Source organism: Ruegeria sp. BE3, from assembly GCF_056538865.1.
This window is the reverse complement of record NZ_JBQFTW010000001.1, coordinates 261,270-280,171: the sequence shown is the minus strand read 5'-3', so window position 1 is coordinate 280,171 and position 18,902 is coordinate 261,270. Positions and strand designations below refer to the sequence as shown.

Genomic DNA, 18,902 nt, shown 5'->3' with positions numbered 1-18,902 from the left:
ACGGTCATGCATGGCGGGCTTATAGGACGCCACAGCCTAATGGTCCAGAGGTTCCGAGCCTTGCGGCGAATGGCGCAGTTTGGCCCAGCGATTGAGCCACGCCAACCCCGCCAGCGCGAGGCCCAACGCGAGCAGTGAGAAGACCCGGATCAACCCGCCCAGCCCTGCGATATCGATCAGAAACACCTTGGCCACGGCCAGCCCAATCACGGCCAGCCCTGCCTTGCGCATCAGATCGGACCCGCGTGCCAACGACTGATAGAACAGTGTGCCCCCAACCACCAGCAAGGTGATGGTATAAGTGTAAAGCTCAGGCTGCGTGACGCCATTGCCCTCGAACATGCCACCAGCGCCCTGCCAGACATGCCGGATCGCCAGCCCCAGCCAGACAGCAGTCAGAGCGCAGGCGCCCCCATAGCTGGCCTGCCGCAGTAAAACCGGCATCGTTGGAATACGCCAAGCGGAAAAGCCGATAGCCAGCGCAGGAACAAGATAAGCCACCGCAAGGGTATTCAGAACTGGTGGGCCAAGCACAGGGTCTGTCAGCGGATTCAGCAACGGGTTCGCCTCGGACAGCGCCTGCGCCAATCGCGCGATCCCGTGCGCAGCAAAAAAACCAGCCAGCAGATAGCGTGCGTAGTTCAACTTTCCGCCGAGCGAAAAGCGCTGAACCTGCGCATAGGCCAACAGCAACCAGATCACCGCCAGCAGGCCCAGCCCCCAATGACTGTCTTTCGCCCCACCTTCGCCGAACCCCTCAAGCCAGCGCAACAGAAGCAGCGACAGCAGGATGCCCGCCGTCGCCCAGGCCGCGCTTTCCAGCAGCAGAGACGCAATGGGTCGGTTCAGCGGCCTCAGCAAAGCCCAGCCTGCCACGAACCCGATCACGGCGGCGGCATAGACCAGCACCATTTCGGCCAGCGGTGCGGTGTTGGCCCAATCCAGGCCCGGATCCAGTACCAGCCGGACCGTCACCGTGAGCACTCCGACCCAGATGAACCAGCTCATTGGCGGCAGTGCAAAACGCCGGTCCAAAGCTGCGGCTACAACGATCATGGTGGTTAATGCTACTGTCAGCGCTGCTGAACTGAGTACGATGATGCAGGCAAAGCTCAGACAGGACAGCGCTGAGAGCGTGGCCAGAGAAGCCCGCATGCGGTTGTCTCCGTCCACCCGCGCAAACCGCTCGGCCAGAAAAACCATCATCGCCCCCAGTGCGATGGCGTGTAGTGCCCAAGGGTAGGCTCCGATCACCTCAGCCGGACGCCACCCAACCTCGAGCGCAATCGCCATCAGCGGTGCGAATAAAACTGCGGCCCCAGCCCAGATCACAGCCACGCGCCCGCCTGAGAAAGATCGCCATGCCGCCAATACCGAAATCAGAGCACCCAATCCCACCAGCAGAGTGACAATTAGCGGAAAATCGGCCTCAACGGTTTCCGCATAAGTGTCTGCAAAAGCGCGCGCCGCTGCGCCAAAATCCAGACCATGCACCAATACAAACCAGACCAACCCCAGCGCGGGCAGCACCGTGAGATCCTGCAACGCACGTGCATCTTTTGCCCATAGAATCAGAGCCAACGTCAGTCCGGCCAGCAGTATTACGCCCTGCCAAAACTCGCTGGCCGAATCCGCCCAATGCATCGACAGGATCACCGAACTGGCCGCGACCGCACCAAAGGCTAATCGAGTAGGAAACTCAGGCCAAGTATCACCTTTTTGTCGTCGAACCACTTCCGCGATCATCGGACCGAAGTGGTTGGGCCAAAAACGCCGGACCGGGATCGCGATGGCAATCAATGCGAAGGCTGTAATGCAGGTCAGGTATCCGGGCTCGGTGAGTGGTGAGGACAGCACCAAAAGAAACGCCGCGCCATAAGCTCCGACAAGCGTCAGAACGGATATCCAGGCCCAGAGCCGGACTGTGTCGATACCCAGTCCGAGAACAGTGATCACGAAGAAATAACCATAGAGCCACGTGGGGTCATCTGATGATCCGCCAACGACAAAAGGGGCCGTGAAGGCTCCGATCAGGCCAACCGCTGCCAGCAGCGGGCCGTGGAACCAGCCAAGCACCAAGCCAATCAGGGCAACGGCGATCATACCCGTCAGGGCAATTTCGGGGCTTATGAGGTCATACAGTTGACGCGCGGCTAGAATGGCACCGAACAGCGTCACCAGCCCGGCGCCTGAGAAAACCGAAGGCAGATACGCGGTCGCAGCACTTTCGTCATCGCCAAAGCGACGGCGCACCACTTCTCCGGCGGTGATCAGCAACGCGCCAAAGATCAGTGCGGCTGCAACGCGCGCGGTCGGAGGCAGCAATCCGTTCTCGACCCCGTACTGAACCAGAAATATCCCTGCCAGCGCCAACGACAGCGCCGAGACCGCGTAAAACCAGTTCTCGCGCAGCCATGCGCCAAGCGCTGCAAAACGATCCTTGCGCATGACGATCGCGGCAGAGGGCACATTTTCGGAAGCCTCCTTAGGTTCTTCGGTGAAGACATCCTCTTTCGGCCGTGCTGCCCATGGCCCTGGCTTGGCTTGCAGTGCAACCGGCGCCTCGGTTTCAGCTGGGATCTCAGGCAATTGCCCGGCCAGTTGCCGCTCCAACTGCTCAACACGCTTGCGCAGCCGGGACTGGCCAACCAACAAAACGATGATCAATACAGGAATGGCCAATACGATCAGACCAACAAGGACAAGCAAGGATTCCAATCGAGACCTCCGCGCAGTGATGTCTCGAATCTACGCTTCGCGCGCTGAGGTTAATAGTCTGGAAATCCCGATACCTACGACCAGTTGCTCAGGCAGGTTAAAACAGCGCAAGATCGGGTCGCGATAGCATCAACCACAGGATCGCCAATACCGCAGTAAAAGCTGGTATGCCGCAGGCAAACCAGATGCGAAACAGACGGAAATAGGCCAGCGGGAGTTCGCTACCGGTGCTTGCAGCGTGCTGCGCATAAGCGCGCAGGCGGATTTGTATCCAGACCACCGGCAGCCAGAACAGGCCGGTCACGACATAAAGAAGGATCGACATCAGCAACCAACTTTCACCAAGCGACCATCCAAGCCGCCACGCCAGCAGAAAGCCTGTGAGAGGTTGCAGCACAACCGCCGAGCTCGTGAACAGTAGATCGGCCAGCACGACAATACCCGCAGTGTGGGCAATAACGCGCGCGTCCTTTGTGCGATGTGCCATCAACATGAAGAACGCAATCCCAGCGCCGGTTCCCAGCAATACGCAAGCCCCGATCACGTGTAACCAACGCAGGATAAGGTTGGGATCCATCAGCGGCTCTCAAGCATGGGGATTGCGGCCACGGACAGCAAAAGCGCCGGGATGACCTTGAGCAGTGGCCCCAGCGGATCGAGCCATAGCGCAGGCACCAACAGTGTCGCTGCAATCAAATAAAAAGCAGCGACCGCGGCCTGAGCCAGACAGACTCGCGCCGCCCAGGGTCGCCACAGCAACGCCATCCCCAATGCAATATCAACCAGCGACCACAGTACGACACATGTGCCTGCCCATCCGGCGGACCACCCGGCACGGGTGAGAATCTCGGATGCTTGCGACAGCCCTATTAAGCCAAACAACCCCGACAGCAACCAGAACAGGCATAGCGCTCCGATCACTACGGGCATCAGCAGTGTCATCCGAGCGCTCAACCGGTGTTCACGCGCGCAGGTTAAGTTATCGTAAATCTCGCTAAGTCCGCGCAGGGACCGACCAGTCGCAGCGCGGAAAGGTTCAGGGTCACCCACGACGCCCTGTTCCATCACCATCATCGCCGTGCTGCGCAAGGGCGACCTCCACCCCAGCCGCGCGAGCCGGTCGGCAGCCCCAGCAACCGCTTTGGTCAGTACAGAAGGCACCAATATGACACGGTGTGCGACAGGAAACCCGAGCCAATGGCGGGTGGCCGCCAGAACCTCAGCCAGCGTGTGTGGACTGTCTTCAACCAGATCATAGTCGCCTTCGGGCAGATCGCCCTGAACGCATGAGAGGATCACGGTACATAGGTCCTCCATGCCGACGCATTGAACCGGTGTCTGCGGATAAGCGACGGGTTGCACGACAGGCACCGCCGCCAGCATGCGCAGCAGAGCGGTGCCGCCATAGTCGCTCTGCCCGATGACCAGACCGGGCCTGAGCACCCACAATACGGCACCACTGGCGCGCAGGGCTGCATCGCCCTCGGCCTTGCTGCGCATGAATGTGGTTGTAGCGTCAGGCGAGGCCCCGATGGCCGAGACCTGAATGATCGCCACCCCGTTGTCCGTGCAGGCTTGTCCCAGAGCTGCGATTGCCAGCTGATGCACTGCGCGCAGATCGTCCTGCCCGCCATCCTGCAATGCCCCGGAGCAATTCACCACGATTTCAATCTCGCGCAGGATGGCCTGCCAGTCGTGCACTTGCGTGAGCGTTCGAAGATCAGCCTGGATAAGTTCAACATCTGGCAAAACCCGAGTAGCGATGCCGAGGTTTCGCACCAAACCCCTGACCGCAATTCCCTCGGCCCGCAATCGCCTCACAACAGATGCGCCGATGAAGCCATAAGCACCCAGAACCAATACGGTTTTTGTCTCGCGCATGATAAACGCCTGTCTCATCGGAGCTGTTTGAAACACCCTAGCGGGTCATACAGCTCGCACCAGCTTTGGTCTTACATCTGCGACACCATTGCCCATCACGGGTGAAACAGTGATCCAACCCAATAGGCGATGGTCGCCGCAGCCCCTCCGATCAACAAAGTTTCACCACCTGACCGCCACCACGGCGCAAGGGACCAACGGCTTTTCATCGCACCGATGGCAAAGAACACGCCTGCCGTCATCCACGCTGACACGGTGAATGCATTCGCGATCGACAAAATGAACGGGAGCAACGGGATCATCCCCGCGACCAGAAAGGCAAAGAATGTCGCCATCGCGGCTTTGAGGGGGTGCGGATCGACGCTTCCCAGCCCATATTCGCCTTCGATCATCAGGTTGATCCAGTTGTCATGGTTGGAGGTGATCTCATCCGTCGCCTCGTCCAGCACGCTGCCCGAAAGGCCCTTTTGAGCAAGGATTTCCCTTACCTCTTGGCGCTCTCCATCCGGATAAAGCTTGATATGCCGTTCTTCGATCGCGCGAATCCGGTAGATGTTGTCGAGTTCGGCTTTGGTTCCTGAATAATTCCCCGCCGCCATCGAGAATCCATCCGCCAGCACATTGGCCAGCCCGAGAGCAACAATGACAAAAGGCGATAACCCTGCACCTGCGACACCTGCAACGATGGCGAAAGTTGTGACCGAGCCATCGATGCCGCCATAAACCACATCGCGCAGCACCCCACGTCCCGGAGGGGCGTTGATCCGCTCGGAAATCTCTTGCTGACTGTGGCCGTGGTCGGTCATGGCTGGCTCCGCCCTGTTTATGCAGGACGGCACCAAACACGGCCTTGCGCCAGATCAAGTCCTGGAAAACAGCCCGCTGAGCGCGCGTTTGATCATGCCGCGGGTCGAGGGTTTGTGGCGTGCCGAGAAAGGCAGCGGGCGGCAGACCTCCATCGCGGCAACGCCCACGCGGGCAGTAAGCGCGCCATTGACCAGCCCCTCGCCGAACCGGCGGGACAGTTTGCTGAGGACTGAACCGCCCAAAATCGGTTCCAGCAGATCATCCCCAACCGCCACTGCACCGGTTGCCACAAGATGTACGAATACGGCACGGGTCAGGCGCCAACTGCCCAAGGCACCTGCGCGCCCGCCATAGATTTCCGCAATCCGCCGGATCATGCGCAATGAGCTTGCCAGCGCCGTCGCGACATCAGCCAGCGCAAGCGGAACCAGAGCGGTCACGGTCGCAACCTGCCGCGCTGCGGCCTCAACCTCGCGGCTGGCGGCAGCATCCAGCGGGGCCAGAAGCTCGTCTTCGGCCAGCGTCAGAAGGGTTGCCGCATCGAATTGTTCACCCATCCGCTCCTTCAGGCGATCTCGACCCCAGCGCGTTTCGTCGCGTCCGTTGTAGAATGTGATCAGGCGATTGGTGACGGCGCGAGCTTGCGACAGGTCTTCATCCGCCAATGCGGCATCAGCGGCGCGGCGCAGCCCATCTACGCGAGACAGGCGGCTGATTGCAGCCAGTTCACGCAACGCAATGATCAGCACGACCAGCAGCAGAGCGGCAATCAGACCGGTAACGATCCAACCCAGAATTGGTGCGCGCTCCAGTAGCGAGATGGCGAAATCCCAAGCCGCGACCGAAACCACCGCCCCCACGACCGCAAGAGCCAAACCCCAGAACCAGCGTGCCAAGGCCGAAGGTTTCCGTGCCGCAAACCGTGCCGCTGCCTGCATCGCCTGCCCCTGCGGCGGCGTGATATCGGGTACCGGAGGTGCGGTTGAAACGTCCGCTGCCTGCGGGTCGTCTTCCAGATCGATCAGGACCGGACCTTTAGCCATCGGTCACCTCCTTGCGTTTCCAGATATATTTGATGTCGGGTAGGTTTTCGTCATTCTCGGACCCATCGCCACGTGAAACCTCGGCAAATCCATTGCGTTCATAGAAGCGGCAGGCGGGGTGATTGGCTTGAAACGCATAGAGATTGAGCTCTATGTGTTGTGCTTTCGCGTGATCCAGCAACTTCTGCCCGATCCCCTGCCCGCGCGCCGGGGCTGCCAGATAGAGTGACTGCACCTCGTCGCCGTTCAGCACAAGAAATCCGACCACCCGCCCCTGCATTTCAGCCACCGTGACCCAGCCGAGATCGATCATCTTGCCACAAAACGCGATGGTTTCAGCCTCGGAATGCAATTCTGGCATCCAGTCGTTCTCGCGCGCGAACCCATGTAGAATCGCGCCTGTGGTTCCAGCATCAGTGCTGCGCGCAGGGCGGAGGATCGCGTTCACAACCGATCTCCGATCAGAAACTGCGCGGCTCGGTCTAGCCGGATATGCGGGGGTCCGTCGCCAGGGTTCAGGGTCAGATGGGCGGGCGCAAAGGCCATGTAACCATAATCCTCGTCCAACCAACCCTCAGCCCCGTTGCGCGCAGGGCCCAGTAGATGGGCCGGGTCTTCTGGCAGATCACCGGGATAAAAAGCCGCCTGCTTGCCGCTGTCCAGCAAGGTGCCGCGCACGCAAGGAAGTTCGACGCCGTTATGGCTGCGCATCTCTTCCGTGGTGGTCCGGAGCGAGGCCAGCGACAGCGCCGCCGTCTCAGCCCCGGCAAAACTGGCGCGATCACGCGCCTCACGGGTCAGGGCTTCGATGATTGAGGTCAGGCGCGGGTGCTGCAGGTGGTGCAGGTGATCGGCTTTGGTGGCGGCAAACAGGATACGCTCAACCCGCTTGCCCAGCAGCAGCTTGTTCAGCCATGCGTTGCGACCGGGGCGGAAGGCCGACAGGATATCGGCCATTGCGCGGCGCATATCCTCGACCGCCTGCGGGCCTTTGTGGATCGCGCCCAACGCATCGACCAGTACGATCTGACGGTCGATCCGGGCAAAATGATCGCGGAAGAACGGTTTGACCACTTGCGATTTATAAGCCTCATAACGCCGCTCCATCTCGCGATGCAGGGACCGGCGGCGCGACGCCTCCGACACCGACAAAGGCGCGAAGGTAAGCACAGGGGAACCAGCGAGGTCCCCCGGCAGAAGGAACCGACCGGGAGTGCAATCATAGAACCCTGCCTCGCGCGCGGCGTTCAGATAGGCTGTGAAGCGGCGAGCAAGGTCCTGGGCCTGCGGCTCATCATGTGGGGCCATTGGGTCGACCGCCTGAGCCTTAGCCAGAAATGCCTCGGCCTGTGGACGGTTCGAAATATGGTCCAGCGTATCCCGCGACCAAGCCTCGTAGGATTTGTCCAGCAGGGCCAAATCCAGCAGCCATTCGCCGGGATAATCCACGATGTCCAGATGCAGCGTGCGAGGCCCCTGCAGACCTGACAACAACCCCGCAGGCTGGACTTTGAACGACAAGCGCAGTTCGGACACGGCGCGGGTGCTGTCCGGCCAGTGCGGAGTGGGATCGGTCAGAGCGGCCAAGTGGGATTCGAAATCAAACCGGGGCACGGTATCGTCGGGTTGCGGTTGCAGATAGCTGGCGGTGATCCGCCCCTCTTGCTGCGCAACAAGGCTGGTCATGCGGCCTCGATCCAGCAGGTTGGCCACCAGAGATGTGATGAACACCGTCTTGCCGGACCGCGCCAATCCCGTGACGCCCAACCGGATAACCGGCTCGAAGAATGTCTCAGACACGCGGTCGCCCACGGATTCGACGCCGCGCACCAAGCTGTCTGCCAATGATGAGATGACCAAGCCGTCGCCCCGCAATTATCGTTTCGCCCAAGATAGGTAGCGGTCGCGGCACATGCCAGAGCTTTCGCCCTCTTGCCCGCCCGCCCAAGGCGCGATACCAGCGCCCCATGCCCAGATATGCGTTAAAAGTCGAATACCAGGGGGAACCGTTCGCCGGATGGCAACGGCAGAAAGAACTGCCCTCAGCTCAGGGGGCAATCGAACAGGCTTTGTCACGGATCGAACCCGGAGACCACACCATCGCCGCCGCCGGTCGTACTGACGCGGGCGTTCACGCGTTGGGGCAAGTGGCCCATTGCGATCTGGTCAAGGACTGGGACCCGTTCCGCCTGTCCGAAGCGTTGAACTATCACCTCAAGCCGCAGCCTGTCGCCATTATCAAAGCTGCGCGGGTCGATGACGACTGGCACGCGCGCTTTTCAGCGCTCGAGCGGCAGTATCTGTTCCGCATCCTGATGCGCCGTGCGCCCGCGACCCATGATCGGGGGCAAGTCTGGCAGATCAATCATTCGCTCGATGTCGCGGCGATGCAGGCCGGGGCGGATATGCTGATCGGACGACATGACTTCACTACCTTCCGATCCTCCATCTGTCAGGCCGCCAGCCCGGTCAAAACATTGGATGAGCTGCGCGTAGAGCAGGTTGAAGGCTTCTCGGGCCCCGAAATCCATTTCCACGTCCGCGCCCGGTCGTTTCTGCACAATCAGGTACGCAGCTTTGTTGGCACGTTAGAGCGTGTGGGGGCCGGAGCATGGACGCCGGAGGATGTGCGTAATGCTCTGGAGGCGGTTGATCGTGCGGCTTGTGGCCCGGTTTGCCCCCCGCAGGGGCTCTATCTGGCACGGGTCGGGTATCCTGAGCCGGTTTTCGACTAAGATTACAAAGCGCGCATCAAAAGCCCGCTTGCAATCACGGCGATGATAAGACCTGCCACCAGTTCGATGGTCGGGGCCAGCACCGATGCAAAGCGCGTGGCCGAGGCTGAGGCCAACAATCCACCGCGCAACCCAAAGGACGTCCACCCGACGAGAGTCGTGACAGTTGCGGTGCCCAGCGCCATGGCGAATGCACCTGCAATACCAACCATCGCGATACCCATTTGCCATGTCAGGATGAGCACAAACAACGCGCCTGTGCAGGGGCGTGCGGCGATGCCTGCGATCAGAACCAGCGCCTCGCGCAGGCTGCCGACCTGAGCGACCTCTTCGGCGGTCGGACCATGGCGGTGGCCGCAATCCGAGCAGACCTCATGATCGTGATGGTGGTGGTCATGATCATGCGCATGGTGATCGTGGTCATGCAGATGCGATCCTCGGTTTCTATGACGCCGCGCGAAACTGCGAAGCGCGCGAAAGATCAGCCACAAGCCAATTGCAGCAATCGCGCCATAGCTGATCGGGGCCATAACCTGTTCGGTGGTGCTCACCAGCGACTCGCGCGACGTCTGGAATACCAGAACCCCTGAATAGACCAGCACAACGGCAGTTACGGATTGCCCAAGGCTAGAAAGGACGCTGATCGCGGACAGCCGCCAGAACGCCACGCGACGACCCAGCCCATAACCTCCGATAAGGACCTTGCCGTGGCCCGGCCCGATGGCATGGAAAAACCCATAAGCAAAACAGACAGTCAGTAGCGTCGCGACAGCCTCGGGCTGTTCGGCACGCGCCGCGCGCAGAGCGCGGGCGATCTGGTTCTGGAATTCCCGCTGCTCTCCGGCGGCCCAGGCGGCGAGATGGTCAAAGCCGCCGCTGCCCCAGAACCACAGAAGCGCCCCGCAAGCGATGGCAACGGGGACGATCAGGTATTTGGACATGAAAGCCGAATCTCGGTTGCGAATTTCTCGCCGACCAGCGGGATATCATTTTCCTCAAGATCGTAATTTGTATCGAGCGTCAGCAAGAATGCCTGCATCTGCGCCAGCTCTGCATCTATATCCGGGTCGGTCCGCTCGACCTCGCAGGTCGTAGGGCCCGAGACCGTGACGGGACGGGTCATTTCATATGCGGTATAAAAGCTCTCATCGAAGGCTTTGATCGATAGGGCGTTTGCCGGAACCGGCCCACCTTCGACCGCGCGCAGATGGGTGGTGACGATGCGCGCATCCTCGGTCGTGGCCTGAGGCTCCAACGGACCAGAAAGCGGGACGATTGTCTCGCCTATGCGGATGACCAGATCGCCATTATAACCATCGACCCATTGCGCATCGAAACCCGACAGCTGCTGTTCTTCTGCTTCGGTCAGGACGCCATCCGCATCCTGATCCAAACGGTATTCCTCGAGAACCAGTAGCGAGTAGAACTCATCATAGGCCCAAGTTACGCGCACATGGGTCAGATTGCCTGCGTCGTCCACAATGAATTCCAACCCCGTGTCGATGAAGACATGCGGGTGGGCCAAGGCCGGAATCGGCAGGCAGCAGGTCAGAGAGAGGGCAAGCCAACGCATGGCAAAAAGATAGGCCAGACGACAGGCATCGGCAATCCGATTGCGCGAAATCGTGCAGAAACCCGCCGCCTTAGCCTGGCGGGAACAGAACCAATGTCTGCAGCGCCGTCCCAACTGGTCCCTGCGTGTCAAACAGCACCGACTGCGACATGCCAATGCCAGAGGATTGCCAATGCGAGATCGACTCGGAGGCCAGCCAATCCGAAACCGGCTCTCGGTGAATTTGCACTGTCAGATCCGTGTTCATGAACCCCATCTCGGTCGTGGGCGCATTCCACGAGATACCATTGCCGCAATCAGCCAGCGGACAAAGGGCCTGAATAGGCGACGGCTCTTCTCCGTCCAGCAATGGGGGCGTGCGCATCCAGACCGTTTTGGGACCCGCCCCCTGATTGCCGCCTGCGGGATAGCCGATTTGGGAGTGATGGGCGAAGCCCGGCAGATCATGCCGCATTTCACCAATTGGGAACGGCCCGTCGACCATTTCCTCGACCCGCGGCGCGGGTAGGTCGACATCGGGCACTGACCCAAGGTCTTTGCGTATCATGTGCATCGTGGTGGCCGTGGCGCAAAGCGTGTCATCAAGGTCATGTACCGTAACCCGCGTGGTCGCCAGCGTCTTGGTATGGCGCGTGGTCTCGGCGGCAACCCTCAGGCCCGCCAAAGGCAGCGGACGCAGCAGATCGACTGTCAGCCGGGTCAGCATCTTGTCAGGGCCCACTTCGGTTTCTGCCGCCCGCACGATCAGACCACTGACAGGCCCCGCGTGGCAGTGATCCGCAGACCACGGCCCGCGCGCGGGATCATTGCCGACAAACACACCCTGCGCATTCTGATGGAAATACGCTTGCCCCAACACATCCAATGCCATCGTGGTTCTGTCGCCTCAGACTTTCTCTTGCGTGTATTTCTTCAATTCTGCGCGCGCGACCTGACGGCGATGCACTGCGTCTGGCCCATCCGCTAGACGCAGGGTACGCACATGAGTCCAGGCATTCGCCAACGGTGTATCCTGACTGATCCCCTGTGCGCCGAACATCTGCACGGCCTCGTCGATCACCTTCAACGCCACTTTAGGTGCCACAACCTTGATCTGACTGATCCATGGGGCCGCTGCACGCGCATCACCCTGATCCATGTACCACGCCGCCTTCAGACAGAGCAGACGCGCCATCTCGATCTCCATCCGGCATTCGGCAATGATGTCGTAGTTTGCGCCCAATTGCGCCAGCTTCTTTCCGAACGCCTCGCGCTGCAGCGCGCGCTTGCACATCTGTTCCAGCGCCGCCTCAGCCTGACCGATGGCGCGCATGCAATGATGAATACGGCCCGGCCCCAACCGGCCTTGGGCGATCTCGAATCCGCGCCCCTCACCCAGCAGTATGTTTTCAGCCGGCACCCGGACATTCGTGAACCGTATGTGCATATGCCCGTGGGGGGCGTCGTCGTGACCATAAACCTCCATCGGGCGCAGCACCTCGATCCCCGGAGCATCCGCTGGAACCACGATCATCGACTGGCGCTGATGCTTGGGCAGATCGTCTCCGCCCGTTTTGACCATCACGATATAGACCTTGCAGCGTGGATCACCTGCGCCAGAAGACCACCATTTCTCGCCATTTAGAACGTAGTCCTCCCCGTCCCGTACGCAGGACATCGAGATATTGGTGGCATCTGATGAGGCCACATCAGGCTCGGTCATCAGATAGGCAGACCGAATCTGCCCGTCGAGCAACGGCTTCAGCCACTGCTCTTTCATCGCGTCGGACCCGTAGCGTTCAAAAACCTCCATGTTCCCGGTGTCTGGGGCCGAGCAGTTGAACACTTCCGCGCCTAATGGAGTCTTGCCCATCTCCTCGGCAAAATAAGCGTATTCAACCGTGCTGAGGCCAAAACCCTTGTCGCTGTCGGTCAACCAGAAGTTCCACAGGCCCGCCGCCTTGGCCTTAGCCTTGAGCCCTTCGAGTATCTCAGACTGGCGCTCGGTATATTGCCAGCGATCACCTTTGTTGATCTCGGCTTGGTATTCTCCCTCCAGCGGCATGACCTCATCACGGATCATGTCGGCAACACGCTGCAGCAGGGCGCGGTTTTCCTCGCGCAGTCCGAATGTCATGGTCATGAAAAATCCTCCGTCCGGTGGCGCGCCGGCCTTTACCTTTGCCAAGAGGATGGCTTAGCTGCTGGGGCGCTGTCCAGTTGAGTGACGGCACGTCACTTGGACAAAATGAATGAAGGAGCGGCGCAAATGGCGTTGTTGGTGGATACAGGCCTTTCGGGCTGGCTGAGCAACGAAGAAATCGCGCGCGAAATCCAGAAGCACGATCCGGAGACAGATGTGCGCACCCCCGAAACCGTGGGGAACGTAGATGAGATCACGATGATCGCAGTCTCGGTCTTGAAAGCGGACCTCCCCCAACGGCTGTCCAATCTGAAACTGGTGCAAAAGCTCGGGGCGGGAGTTGAGACAATCGTCGGCCATCCCAGCCTGCCCGATCATGTCCGCGTGACGCGCCTGAAGCCCGACGCTCCGGCACAGGGTATCGCCGAGTGGTTTCTGGCCTATATTCTGCGTGCCCAGCGCCATATGGCGCAATACGAAGGCGCGCAAGCGCGCGCTGAATGGGCTCCGCAAGCTCCGATCTTTACGCCAGATACCGTGGTCGGCGTTTTGGGGCTGGGACATATCGGCGGACGAACCGCCGATATGCTGCGCGCCGTGGGGTTTCAGGTGATGGGGTGGAGCCGCTCACCCAAACAGTTCGAAGGTGTCACATGCCTGCATGGCGATGACGCCCTGCCTGAACTGCTAGGCCAATGCGATCATGTCTGCGCCATTCTGCCGTCGACGCCCGCAACGGTGAATCTGTTCGACGCGCGTATGCTGGCCACTATGAAGCCCGGCAGTCACCTGTTGAACGCGGGTCGCGGAGATCTGATTGACGAGGCAGCGTTGATCAGCGCCTTAGATCAGGGCACGCCCGCCCACGCGGTTCTAGATGTCACACGACAAGAGCCGCTGCCCGCGGAAAGCCCTCTCTGGCAGCATCCGGGCGTGACGATTACACCTCACGTCTCGGGTTGGCATCTGGGCGATGCGCTGTCGGATGTGGCCGAGAATTTCCGCAGGCTGCAATCCGGCACGGCACTTCTGCACGAGGTCGACCGGCAGTTGGGTTACTGAAGCTTACGGCGCCAGCAACCAGTTGCCATCTGCGCTCTTGCACCGACGGGTTCTGATGTCGCGCGTATTGCCAGTGCCCTCGGGTTGGACAACATGCTGCAGAACCACGCAGTTGCCTTGTACGCTTTGAATGCGAACCGTCCCGTTTGAACCTGTGTCTTCGTTGACCCAAGCCCTCTCTGCTCCGACTGAAGGCGTGCCCGCGTTCAGCAACCCGTTCGATGTGGCGCTCACCACTTCGAAATCGGCGGGGCTCAACCCCATTTCGGCGATGATCCGTGAAATTGATTTGGCCTGCACGGCTCCGCCTGCGGCGAAGGCCAATGCGGCAGCCAATACAACAGAAATTCGGGCTTTCATGAGCGTCTCTCTGAGCTGAAATACATTTGCTCTCAAGGATATACCGCCAAGCGACCGCGGCCAAGCCCCAGCCTGCCACCTTCAAATTATCCCGAACAAACCTATCGCAAGGCAGCCGCTAGGATGCGTGCGGCATTCAGCAGATAGTGACGCAAGACGCAGCAGAGGCTTTCGATGACACATCCACAGTATTACGCGCCCACCGGCGGGCATCCAGGGCAAGAGCAACTTCTGACCGATCGCGCCATGTTTACTGATGCTTATGCGGTGATCCCCAAAGGCACTATGCGCGACATCGTCACCAGCTTTCTGCCATTTTGGGAAGGAACGCGCCTTTGGGTCCTGTCCCGCCCGCTCAGCGGGTTTGCCGAGACCTTCTCGCAATACATCATGGAAGTTCAGCCCAATGGCGGCAGCGATCAGCCCGAAACCGATCCGAACGCACAAGGGGTGATCTTTGTGGTTGAAGGGCGCGTGACACTGACGCTCGGCGGATCAACGCATGAACTGGATACCGGCGGCTACGCTTATATCCCGCCCGGCAGCGATTGGACGCTGCGCAACCTGTCCGAGACGGTTGCCCGCTTCCATTGGGTACGCAAAGCCTATCAGGCAGTGCCCGGCCTGCCCGCCCCTGACCCGATCATCACCAACGAGCGCGACATCGCACCTACACCGATGCCCGGAACCGAGGGGCGTTGGGCCACCACCCGCTTTGCCGACCCCGAAGACCTGCGCCACGACATGCATGTCAACATCGTCACCTTTGAGCCCGGCGGCGTGATTCCCTTTGCCGAAACCCACGTGATGGAACACGGGCTTTATGTGCTTGAAGGCAAGGCCGTGTATCGGTTGAATCAGGATTGGGTTGAGGTTGAGGCAGGCGATTACATGTGGCTGCGCGCCTTCTGCCCGCAAGCCTGTTACGCCGGTGGTCCGGGCCGGTTCCGCTATCTGCTCTATAAGGACGTAAACCGCCACATGCCGCTTTCGATGCCTGCCCGCTGATCCGCGATTGACCGCCTCATGGTCAAATTGCCGTACAGGGGTTCCCAGAATCGCTGGAATCTGATGAAATCACATGAGTTTTCAGCACTGGAGATAGTTCGATGTTACTGCGCGGAACGATGATTGCATTGGCGGCCACCCTTGGGCTTACGGCATTTAACGCGGCTCCGGTCGCGGCCAAGGAAGAAACCAAGTCCGTCTTCGTCATGAGCCGCACCTGGGCGGTTACGCAGGTCGCGGACGCGCCGGTGGTCTATCGCGCAACGCGCGACAACAACAATCTGAACCCGTTCGGCCCTCCGCCACGTTTGCGCACGATCCAGGCGATTGCCGCCATTCAGCAGGCAACGGGCTGTAAGGTTATTGTTTCCAGCATGTATCAGAACATCTCTGGCCAGTTCTTCTCGCAGGTCAGCTGCAGCTGAAAATTGGTACAATCCAATCATTGAGGTCGCATAATCGGCCTGCCATAGCTTGGCCATGAGAATAGCGATCAATGGATTCGGCCGCATTGGCCGCACGCTTCTGCGTCAGGTCCTCAGCCTGCCGCAGTATTCGGATATTGAGCTGGTGTTGATCAACGACATCGCGCCGATCGAGACCTGCGCTTATCTGTTTCAATACGACAGCACCTTCGGACCCTACCCCGGCTCCGTCACACATCAGGACGCCACGCTGATCGTCGATGGGCGCGCCATTCCCATGTCGCATAGCACCGATCTGGCGCGCGTAGATCTGTCCGGCGTAGACGTCATGCTGGATTGCACCGGCATCGCACGGACCTCTGATGTCGCCAGTCGAGGGCTGAGCGCGGGTGCTGGCAAAGTCCTGATTTCCGGCCCCTCTCCCGCCGCCGAAGTGACGGTGGTTCTGGGTGCGAACGAGGATCAGCTTGGTAACGCGCGAATCGTGTCCAATGCCTCGTGCACCACAAACGGCCTCGCACCGCTGGTCAAACTGCTTGATACGCTGGGCGGGCTGGTCTCGGCCCATATGACCACGATCCACTGCTATACCAACAGCCAGCCCATGGTCGATGCCCCGCGCGGCGACCTTGCGCGATCCCGCGCAGGCGCGCTGTCGATGGTCCCGACGACCTCCAGTGCCACACATCTGATCGATGTGGTCCTGCCCCATCTGGCCGGTCGCATCTCGGGTGCGGCGGTTCGGGTTCCCACTGCCAGCGTCTCGGCCGTTGACCTCGTGGCAACGCTCGAACGCGGCATGACCGCCAAGCAGTTCGACGACGCGCTGCGAGACGCGGTTGCTGCGACCGCTGTTCTTGGCTGGACAGATCATCCCCTCGTTTCATCCGACCTACGCGCGCGCGCCGAATCCCTGATCCTCGCAGGCCCCGAGACCCGTCAGATCGGAGACCATCAGATCCGCGTGTTCGGATGGTACGACAATGAATGGGGGTTCTCGGCGCGGATGCTGGATGTGGCCCGCCTGATGATCAGCGCCTGACCGCAGCGGGTGGGCTTGCCCGCGCGCTGCTTGGCCCAACCGGTCTTGGGGCATCTTCGATGCACCCCGACCGGGCGGGAGCATCCCGGCTCAGCCTTGGGCCACATCGTAAGGTGTCTCGAACCAGAACTCTTCCAGATTGTCGCCTTCACCGATCCGGTCCACCACCGCAAACAGGCCCGGACCATGCAGCGGCGTCAGCACACCATGCCAGATACCACGATGATAGTTCACCGCCTGCCCCGGTTGCGTGACAAAGGCCCGAGGACGCCCCGGTCGTCCGCCCGCATCCGGGGCGACAATCACCAGAAACGGTTGATGTGTCATTGGGACAAATGCCTGGCTGCCTTCTGGATGCCGTTCGACCATCTCAAGCCGATAGGGCAGAGCGCGCGGATTGGCATTGAACAAACTGAGGCCCGCGCGCCCCTCGGCAAACTCCAACGATGCCCGGTCATGATACCGCCCGCACTGCCCTTGATTGATGATCTTGTCCGGCTCCCCCGCGACTTCAATGAGGTCCCCAAAGGGTGCAAATTCCTCAACCGAGATCGGCTCAACCACGATGCGCGTCATGAGGGCAACAGGTCTTGCAGGCGGAATTCGGCGATACGTTCGACCTGACGGCAGGCTTCGGCAAACTCCGTGTCCCGATCCTGATCAATCCGCCGTTCAAAAGCCTGCAGGATCGAAGCCTTGTCATGATCCCGCACCGCAATGATGAACGGAAACCCAAACCTTTCGGTGTAGCGCTGGTTCAGTTCGGTAAAGCGCGCACGCTCGGCATCCGTCAACGCATCCAGCCCTGCCGAGGCCTGCTCGGATGTGCTTTCCTGTGTCAGCCGCTTGGCCTGCGCCAGCTTGCCTGCAAGATCCGGATGGGCGGTTAGCACGCCCAGGCGTTCCTCCTCAGAGGCTGAGCGAAACATCCGCACCAACGCATTGTGCAGCCCGCCAGCCGTATCATGTGCTGGTCCCAATTCCAGATCATAGGCCCGTTCGGCAATCCATGCCGAATGCTCAAAGATACCCCCATAAGCGGCTACAAACGCGGCGCGATCCATCTGCGATGGTTTGGGGTGCTGCGCGGGTGGATGCGTCTCGGCCCAGTGTTCAGCAATTTGCAGCCGCGTGGCGAACCAGACATCCGAGAAACCGCGCGCATAATCCAGAAAACGTTTCAGCGCCATGACCCGTCCGGGGCGTCCGATCAGGCGGCAGTGCAAACCAATCGAGAGCATCTTCGGCGCACCGGCCTCACCCTCTTCATAAAGCGCATCAAAGCTGTCCTTGAGATAGGAGTAGAACTGTTCGCCCGCGTTGAACCCTTGCGGCGTGGCAAAGCGCATGTCGTTGCAATCCAGCGTGTAGGGCACAATCAATTGATCACGCCCACCTGTCTGCATCCAGTACGGCAAATCATCGGCATAAGTGTCTGCCACATAGGCGAAGCCGCCTTCTTCCGCCACCAGACGGACCGTATTGTCGGAACAGCGCCCGGTGTACCAACCGCGCGGCCGTTCTCCGACCACTTCGGTGTGCAGACGGATGGCCTCAGCGATCTGTGCCCGCTCGTCGTCTTCGGGCATATCTTTATGATCGACCCATTTCAGCCCGTGGCTGGCGATCTCCCACCCGGCGGATTTCATTGCGGCGACCTGATCGGGCGAGCGCGCCAGAGCTGTCGCGACGCCATAAACGGTAATCGGTAGGTCCTGCAACAACCGATGCAACCGCCAGAACCCGGCGCGTGCGCCGTATTCATAGATCGATTCCATATTCCAGTGCCGCTGCCCCGGCCATTGCGCGGCACCGACAATCTCGGACAGAAAGGCCTCGGACGCGGCATCGCCGTGCAGCACACAATTCTCGCCGCCTTCTTCATAATTCAGCACAATCTGCACCGCCAACTTTGCGCCGCCCGGCCATTTGGCATCCGGCGGGGTGGCTCCGTGTCCGATCATGTCCCTTGGGTAACGAGGCGGCTGCATGGTCTCTTCCAGTTTCATTTTCTGTTCCCAACAGCCATAGCCCAGAAAGTCTGGCGGGATTATCAAATCAATCCGAACGCTGTTTCCGGTTCTTTCGGCATTTCCACTGTTTGGAACTTTGCGCCAGACTGTGGC

General features: G+C 60.3%; 19 protein-coding genes. 5 read left to right on the top strand and 14 right to left on the bottom strand.

Annotation, left to right across the window (positions count from 1 at the left end; genetic code table 11):
• Positions 1-36 precede the first annotated feature (36 nt).
• From ACR0AZ_RS01335 to ACR0AZ_RS01305, 7 genes are all read right to left on the bottom strand, one after another.
• Positions 37-2,718, bottom strand: a complete 2,682-nt coding sequence (locus tag ACR0AZ_RS01335) for a DUF2339 domain-containing protein (RefSeq protein WP_480666589.1) — start codon at positions 2,716-2,718, stop codon at positions 37-39.
• Between the two features lie 97 nt (positions 2,719-2,815).
• Positions 2,816-3,295, bottom strand: a complete 480-nt coding sequence (locus ACR0AZ_RS01330) for a DUF2269 family protein (protein WP_480666588.1) — start codon at positions 3,293-3,295, stop codon at positions 2,816-2,818.
• Positions 3,295-4,599: an SDR family oxidoreductase gene (locus ACR0AZ_RS01325; protein ID WP_480666587.1), complete on the bottom strand. Its 1,305-nt coding sequence runs from the start codon at positions 4,597-4,599 to the stop codon at positions 3,295-3,297. The genes ACR0AZ_RS01330 and ACR0AZ_RS01325 overlap by 1 nt, the downstream gene beginning before the upstream one ends.
• Positions 4,600-4,694: 95 nt before the next feature.
• Positions 4,695-5,405 (bottom strand): VIT1/CCC1 transporter family protein, encoded by a 711-nt coding sequence (locus tag ACR0AZ_RS01320; RefSeq protein ID WP_480666586.1) that lies wholly within the window; start codon positions 5,403-5,405, stop codon positions 4,695-4,697.
• A gap of 54 nt (positions 5,406-5,459) precedes the next feature.
• The gene (locus ACR0AZ_RS01315; protein WP_480666585.1) at positions 5,460-6,449 is read right to left on the bottom strand and encodes a YcjF family protein; all 990 of its coding nucleotides are present in this window, start codon (positions 6,447-6,449) and stop codon (positions 5,460-5,462) included.
• A complete protein-coding gene (locus ACR0AZ_RS01310; RefSeq protein WP_480666584.1) occupies positions 6,442-6,897 on the bottom strand; it encodes an N-acetyltransferase family protein in 456 nt (151 codons plus the stop codon). The genes ACR0AZ_RS01315 and ACR0AZ_RS01310 overlap by 8 nt, the downstream gene beginning before the upstream one ends.
• Positions 6,894-8,309, bottom strand: coding sequence for a YcjX family GTP-binding protein (locus tag ACR0AZ_RS01305; protein WP_480469108.1), 1,416 nt, complete (start codon positions 8,307-8,309; stop codon positions 6,894-6,896). The genes ACR0AZ_RS01310 and ACR0AZ_RS01305 overlap by 4 nt, the downstream gene beginning before the upstream one ends.
• Positions 8,310-8,416: 107 nt before the next feature.
• Between ACR0AZ_RS01305 and truA the strand changes: the two genes are divergently transcribed.
• Positions 8,417-9,184: a tRNA pseudouridine(38-40) synthase TruA gene (gene truA / locus ACR0AZ_RS01300; protein ID WP_480666583.1), complete on the top strand. Its 768-nt coding sequence runs from the start codon at positions 8,417-8,419 to the stop codon at positions 9,182-9,184.
• A gap of 2 nt (positions 9,185-9,186) precedes the next feature.
• On the opposite strand, the gene ACR0AZ_RS01295 is transcribed toward truA, so the two are convergent.
• From ACR0AZ_RS01295 to ACR0AZ_RS01280, 4 genes are all read right to left on the bottom strand, one after another.
• Positions 9,187-10,125, bottom strand: a complete 939-nt coding sequence (locus ACR0AZ_RS01295) for a nickel/cobalt transporter (protein WP_480666582.1) — start codon at positions 10,123-10,125, stop codon at positions 9,187-9,189.
• Complete coding sequence (locus ACR0AZ_RS01290; RefSeq protein ID WP_480666581.1) at positions 10,110-10,757, bottom strand: DUF1007 family protein; 648 nt, start codon at positions 10,755-10,757, stop codon at positions 10,110-10,112. The genes ACR0AZ_RS01295 and ACR0AZ_RS01290 overlap by 16 nt, the downstream gene beginning before the upstream one ends.
• A gap of 70 nt (positions 10,758-10,827) precedes the next feature.
• Positions 10,828-11,628 carry a thioesterase family protein gene (locus ACR0AZ_RS01285; RefSeq protein WP_480469104.1) on the bottom strand — a complete coding sequence of 267 codons (801 nt, stop codon included), beginning with the start codon at positions 11,626-11,628 and terminating at the stop codon, positions 10,828-10,830.
• A gap of 15 nt (positions 11,629-11,643) precedes the next feature.
• Positions 11,644-12,879 carry an acyl-CoA dehydrogenase family protein gene (locus tag ACR0AZ_RS01280; protein WP_480469103.1) on the bottom strand — a complete coding sequence of 412 codons (1,236 nt, stop codon included), beginning with the start codon at positions 12,877-12,879 and terminating at the stop codon, positions 11,644-11,646.
• Positions 12,880-13,005: 126 nt separating this feature from the next.
• Between ACR0AZ_RS01280 and ACR0AZ_RS01275 the strand changes: the two genes are divergently transcribed.
• Positions 13,006-13,941, top strand: coding sequence for a 2-hydroxyacid dehydrogenase (locus ACR0AZ_RS01275; protein ID WP_480666580.1), 936 nt, complete (start codon positions 13,006-13,008; stop codon positions 13,939-13,941).
• A 3-nt stretch (positions 13,942-13,944) separates the two neighbouring features.
• On the opposite strand, the gene ACR0AZ_RS01270 is transcribed toward ACR0AZ_RS01275, so the two are convergent.
• Positions 13,945-14,301: a hypothetical protein gene (locus ACR0AZ_RS01270; protein ID WP_480469101.1), complete on the bottom strand. Its 357-nt coding sequence runs from the start codon at positions 14,299-14,301 to the stop codon at positions 13,945-13,947.
• 174 nt (positions 14,302-14,475) lie between these two features.
• Between ACR0AZ_RS01270 and ACR0AZ_RS01265 the strand changes: the two genes are divergently transcribed.
• From ACR0AZ_RS01265 to ACR0AZ_RS01255, 3 genes are all read left to right on the top strand, one after another.
• On the top strand, positions 14,476-15,309 hold the full coding sequence (locus tag ACR0AZ_RS01265) for a bifunctional allantoicase/(S)-ureidoglycine aminohydrolase (RefSeq protein ID WP_480469100.1): 834 nt from the start codon (positions 14,476-14,478) through the stop codon (positions 15,307-15,309).
• A gap of 101 nt (positions 15,310-15,410) precedes the next feature.
• Entirely contained in the window at positions 15,411-15,734 is a 324-nt protein-coding gene (locus ACR0AZ_RS01260) for a hypothetical protein (protein WP_480469099.1), read from the top strand.
• A 55-nt stretch (positions 15,735-15,789) separates the two neighbouring features.
• Positions 15,790-16,776 carry a type I glyceraldehyde-3-phosphate dehydrogenase gene (locus tag ACR0AZ_RS01255; RefSeq protein WP_480469098.1) on the top strand — a complete coding sequence of 329 codons (987 nt, stop codon included), beginning with the start codon at positions 15,790-15,792 and terminating at the stop codon, positions 16,774-16,776.
• Positions 16,777-16,866: 90 nt separating this feature from the next.
• Here ACR0AZ_RS01255 and ACR0AZ_RS01250 read toward each other — a convergent pair whose 3' ends face one another.
• Both ACR0AZ_RS01250 and puuE read right to left on the bottom strand, forming a co-directional pair.
• Positions 16,867-17,352 (bottom strand): ureidoglycolate lyase, encoded by a 486-nt coding sequence (locus tag ACR0AZ_RS01250; RefSeq protein WP_480469097.1) that lies wholly within the window; start codon positions 17,350-17,352, stop codon positions 16,867-16,869.
• A complete protein-coding gene (puuE, locus tag ACR0AZ_RS01245) occupies positions 17,349-18,767 on the bottom strand; it encodes an allantoinase PuuE (RefSeq protein WP_480471879.1) in 1,419 nt (472 codons plus the stop codon). Before puuE ends, ACR0AZ_RS01250 begins: the two co-directional genes overlap by 4 nt.
• Positions 18,768-18,902 lie beyond the last annotated feature (135 nt).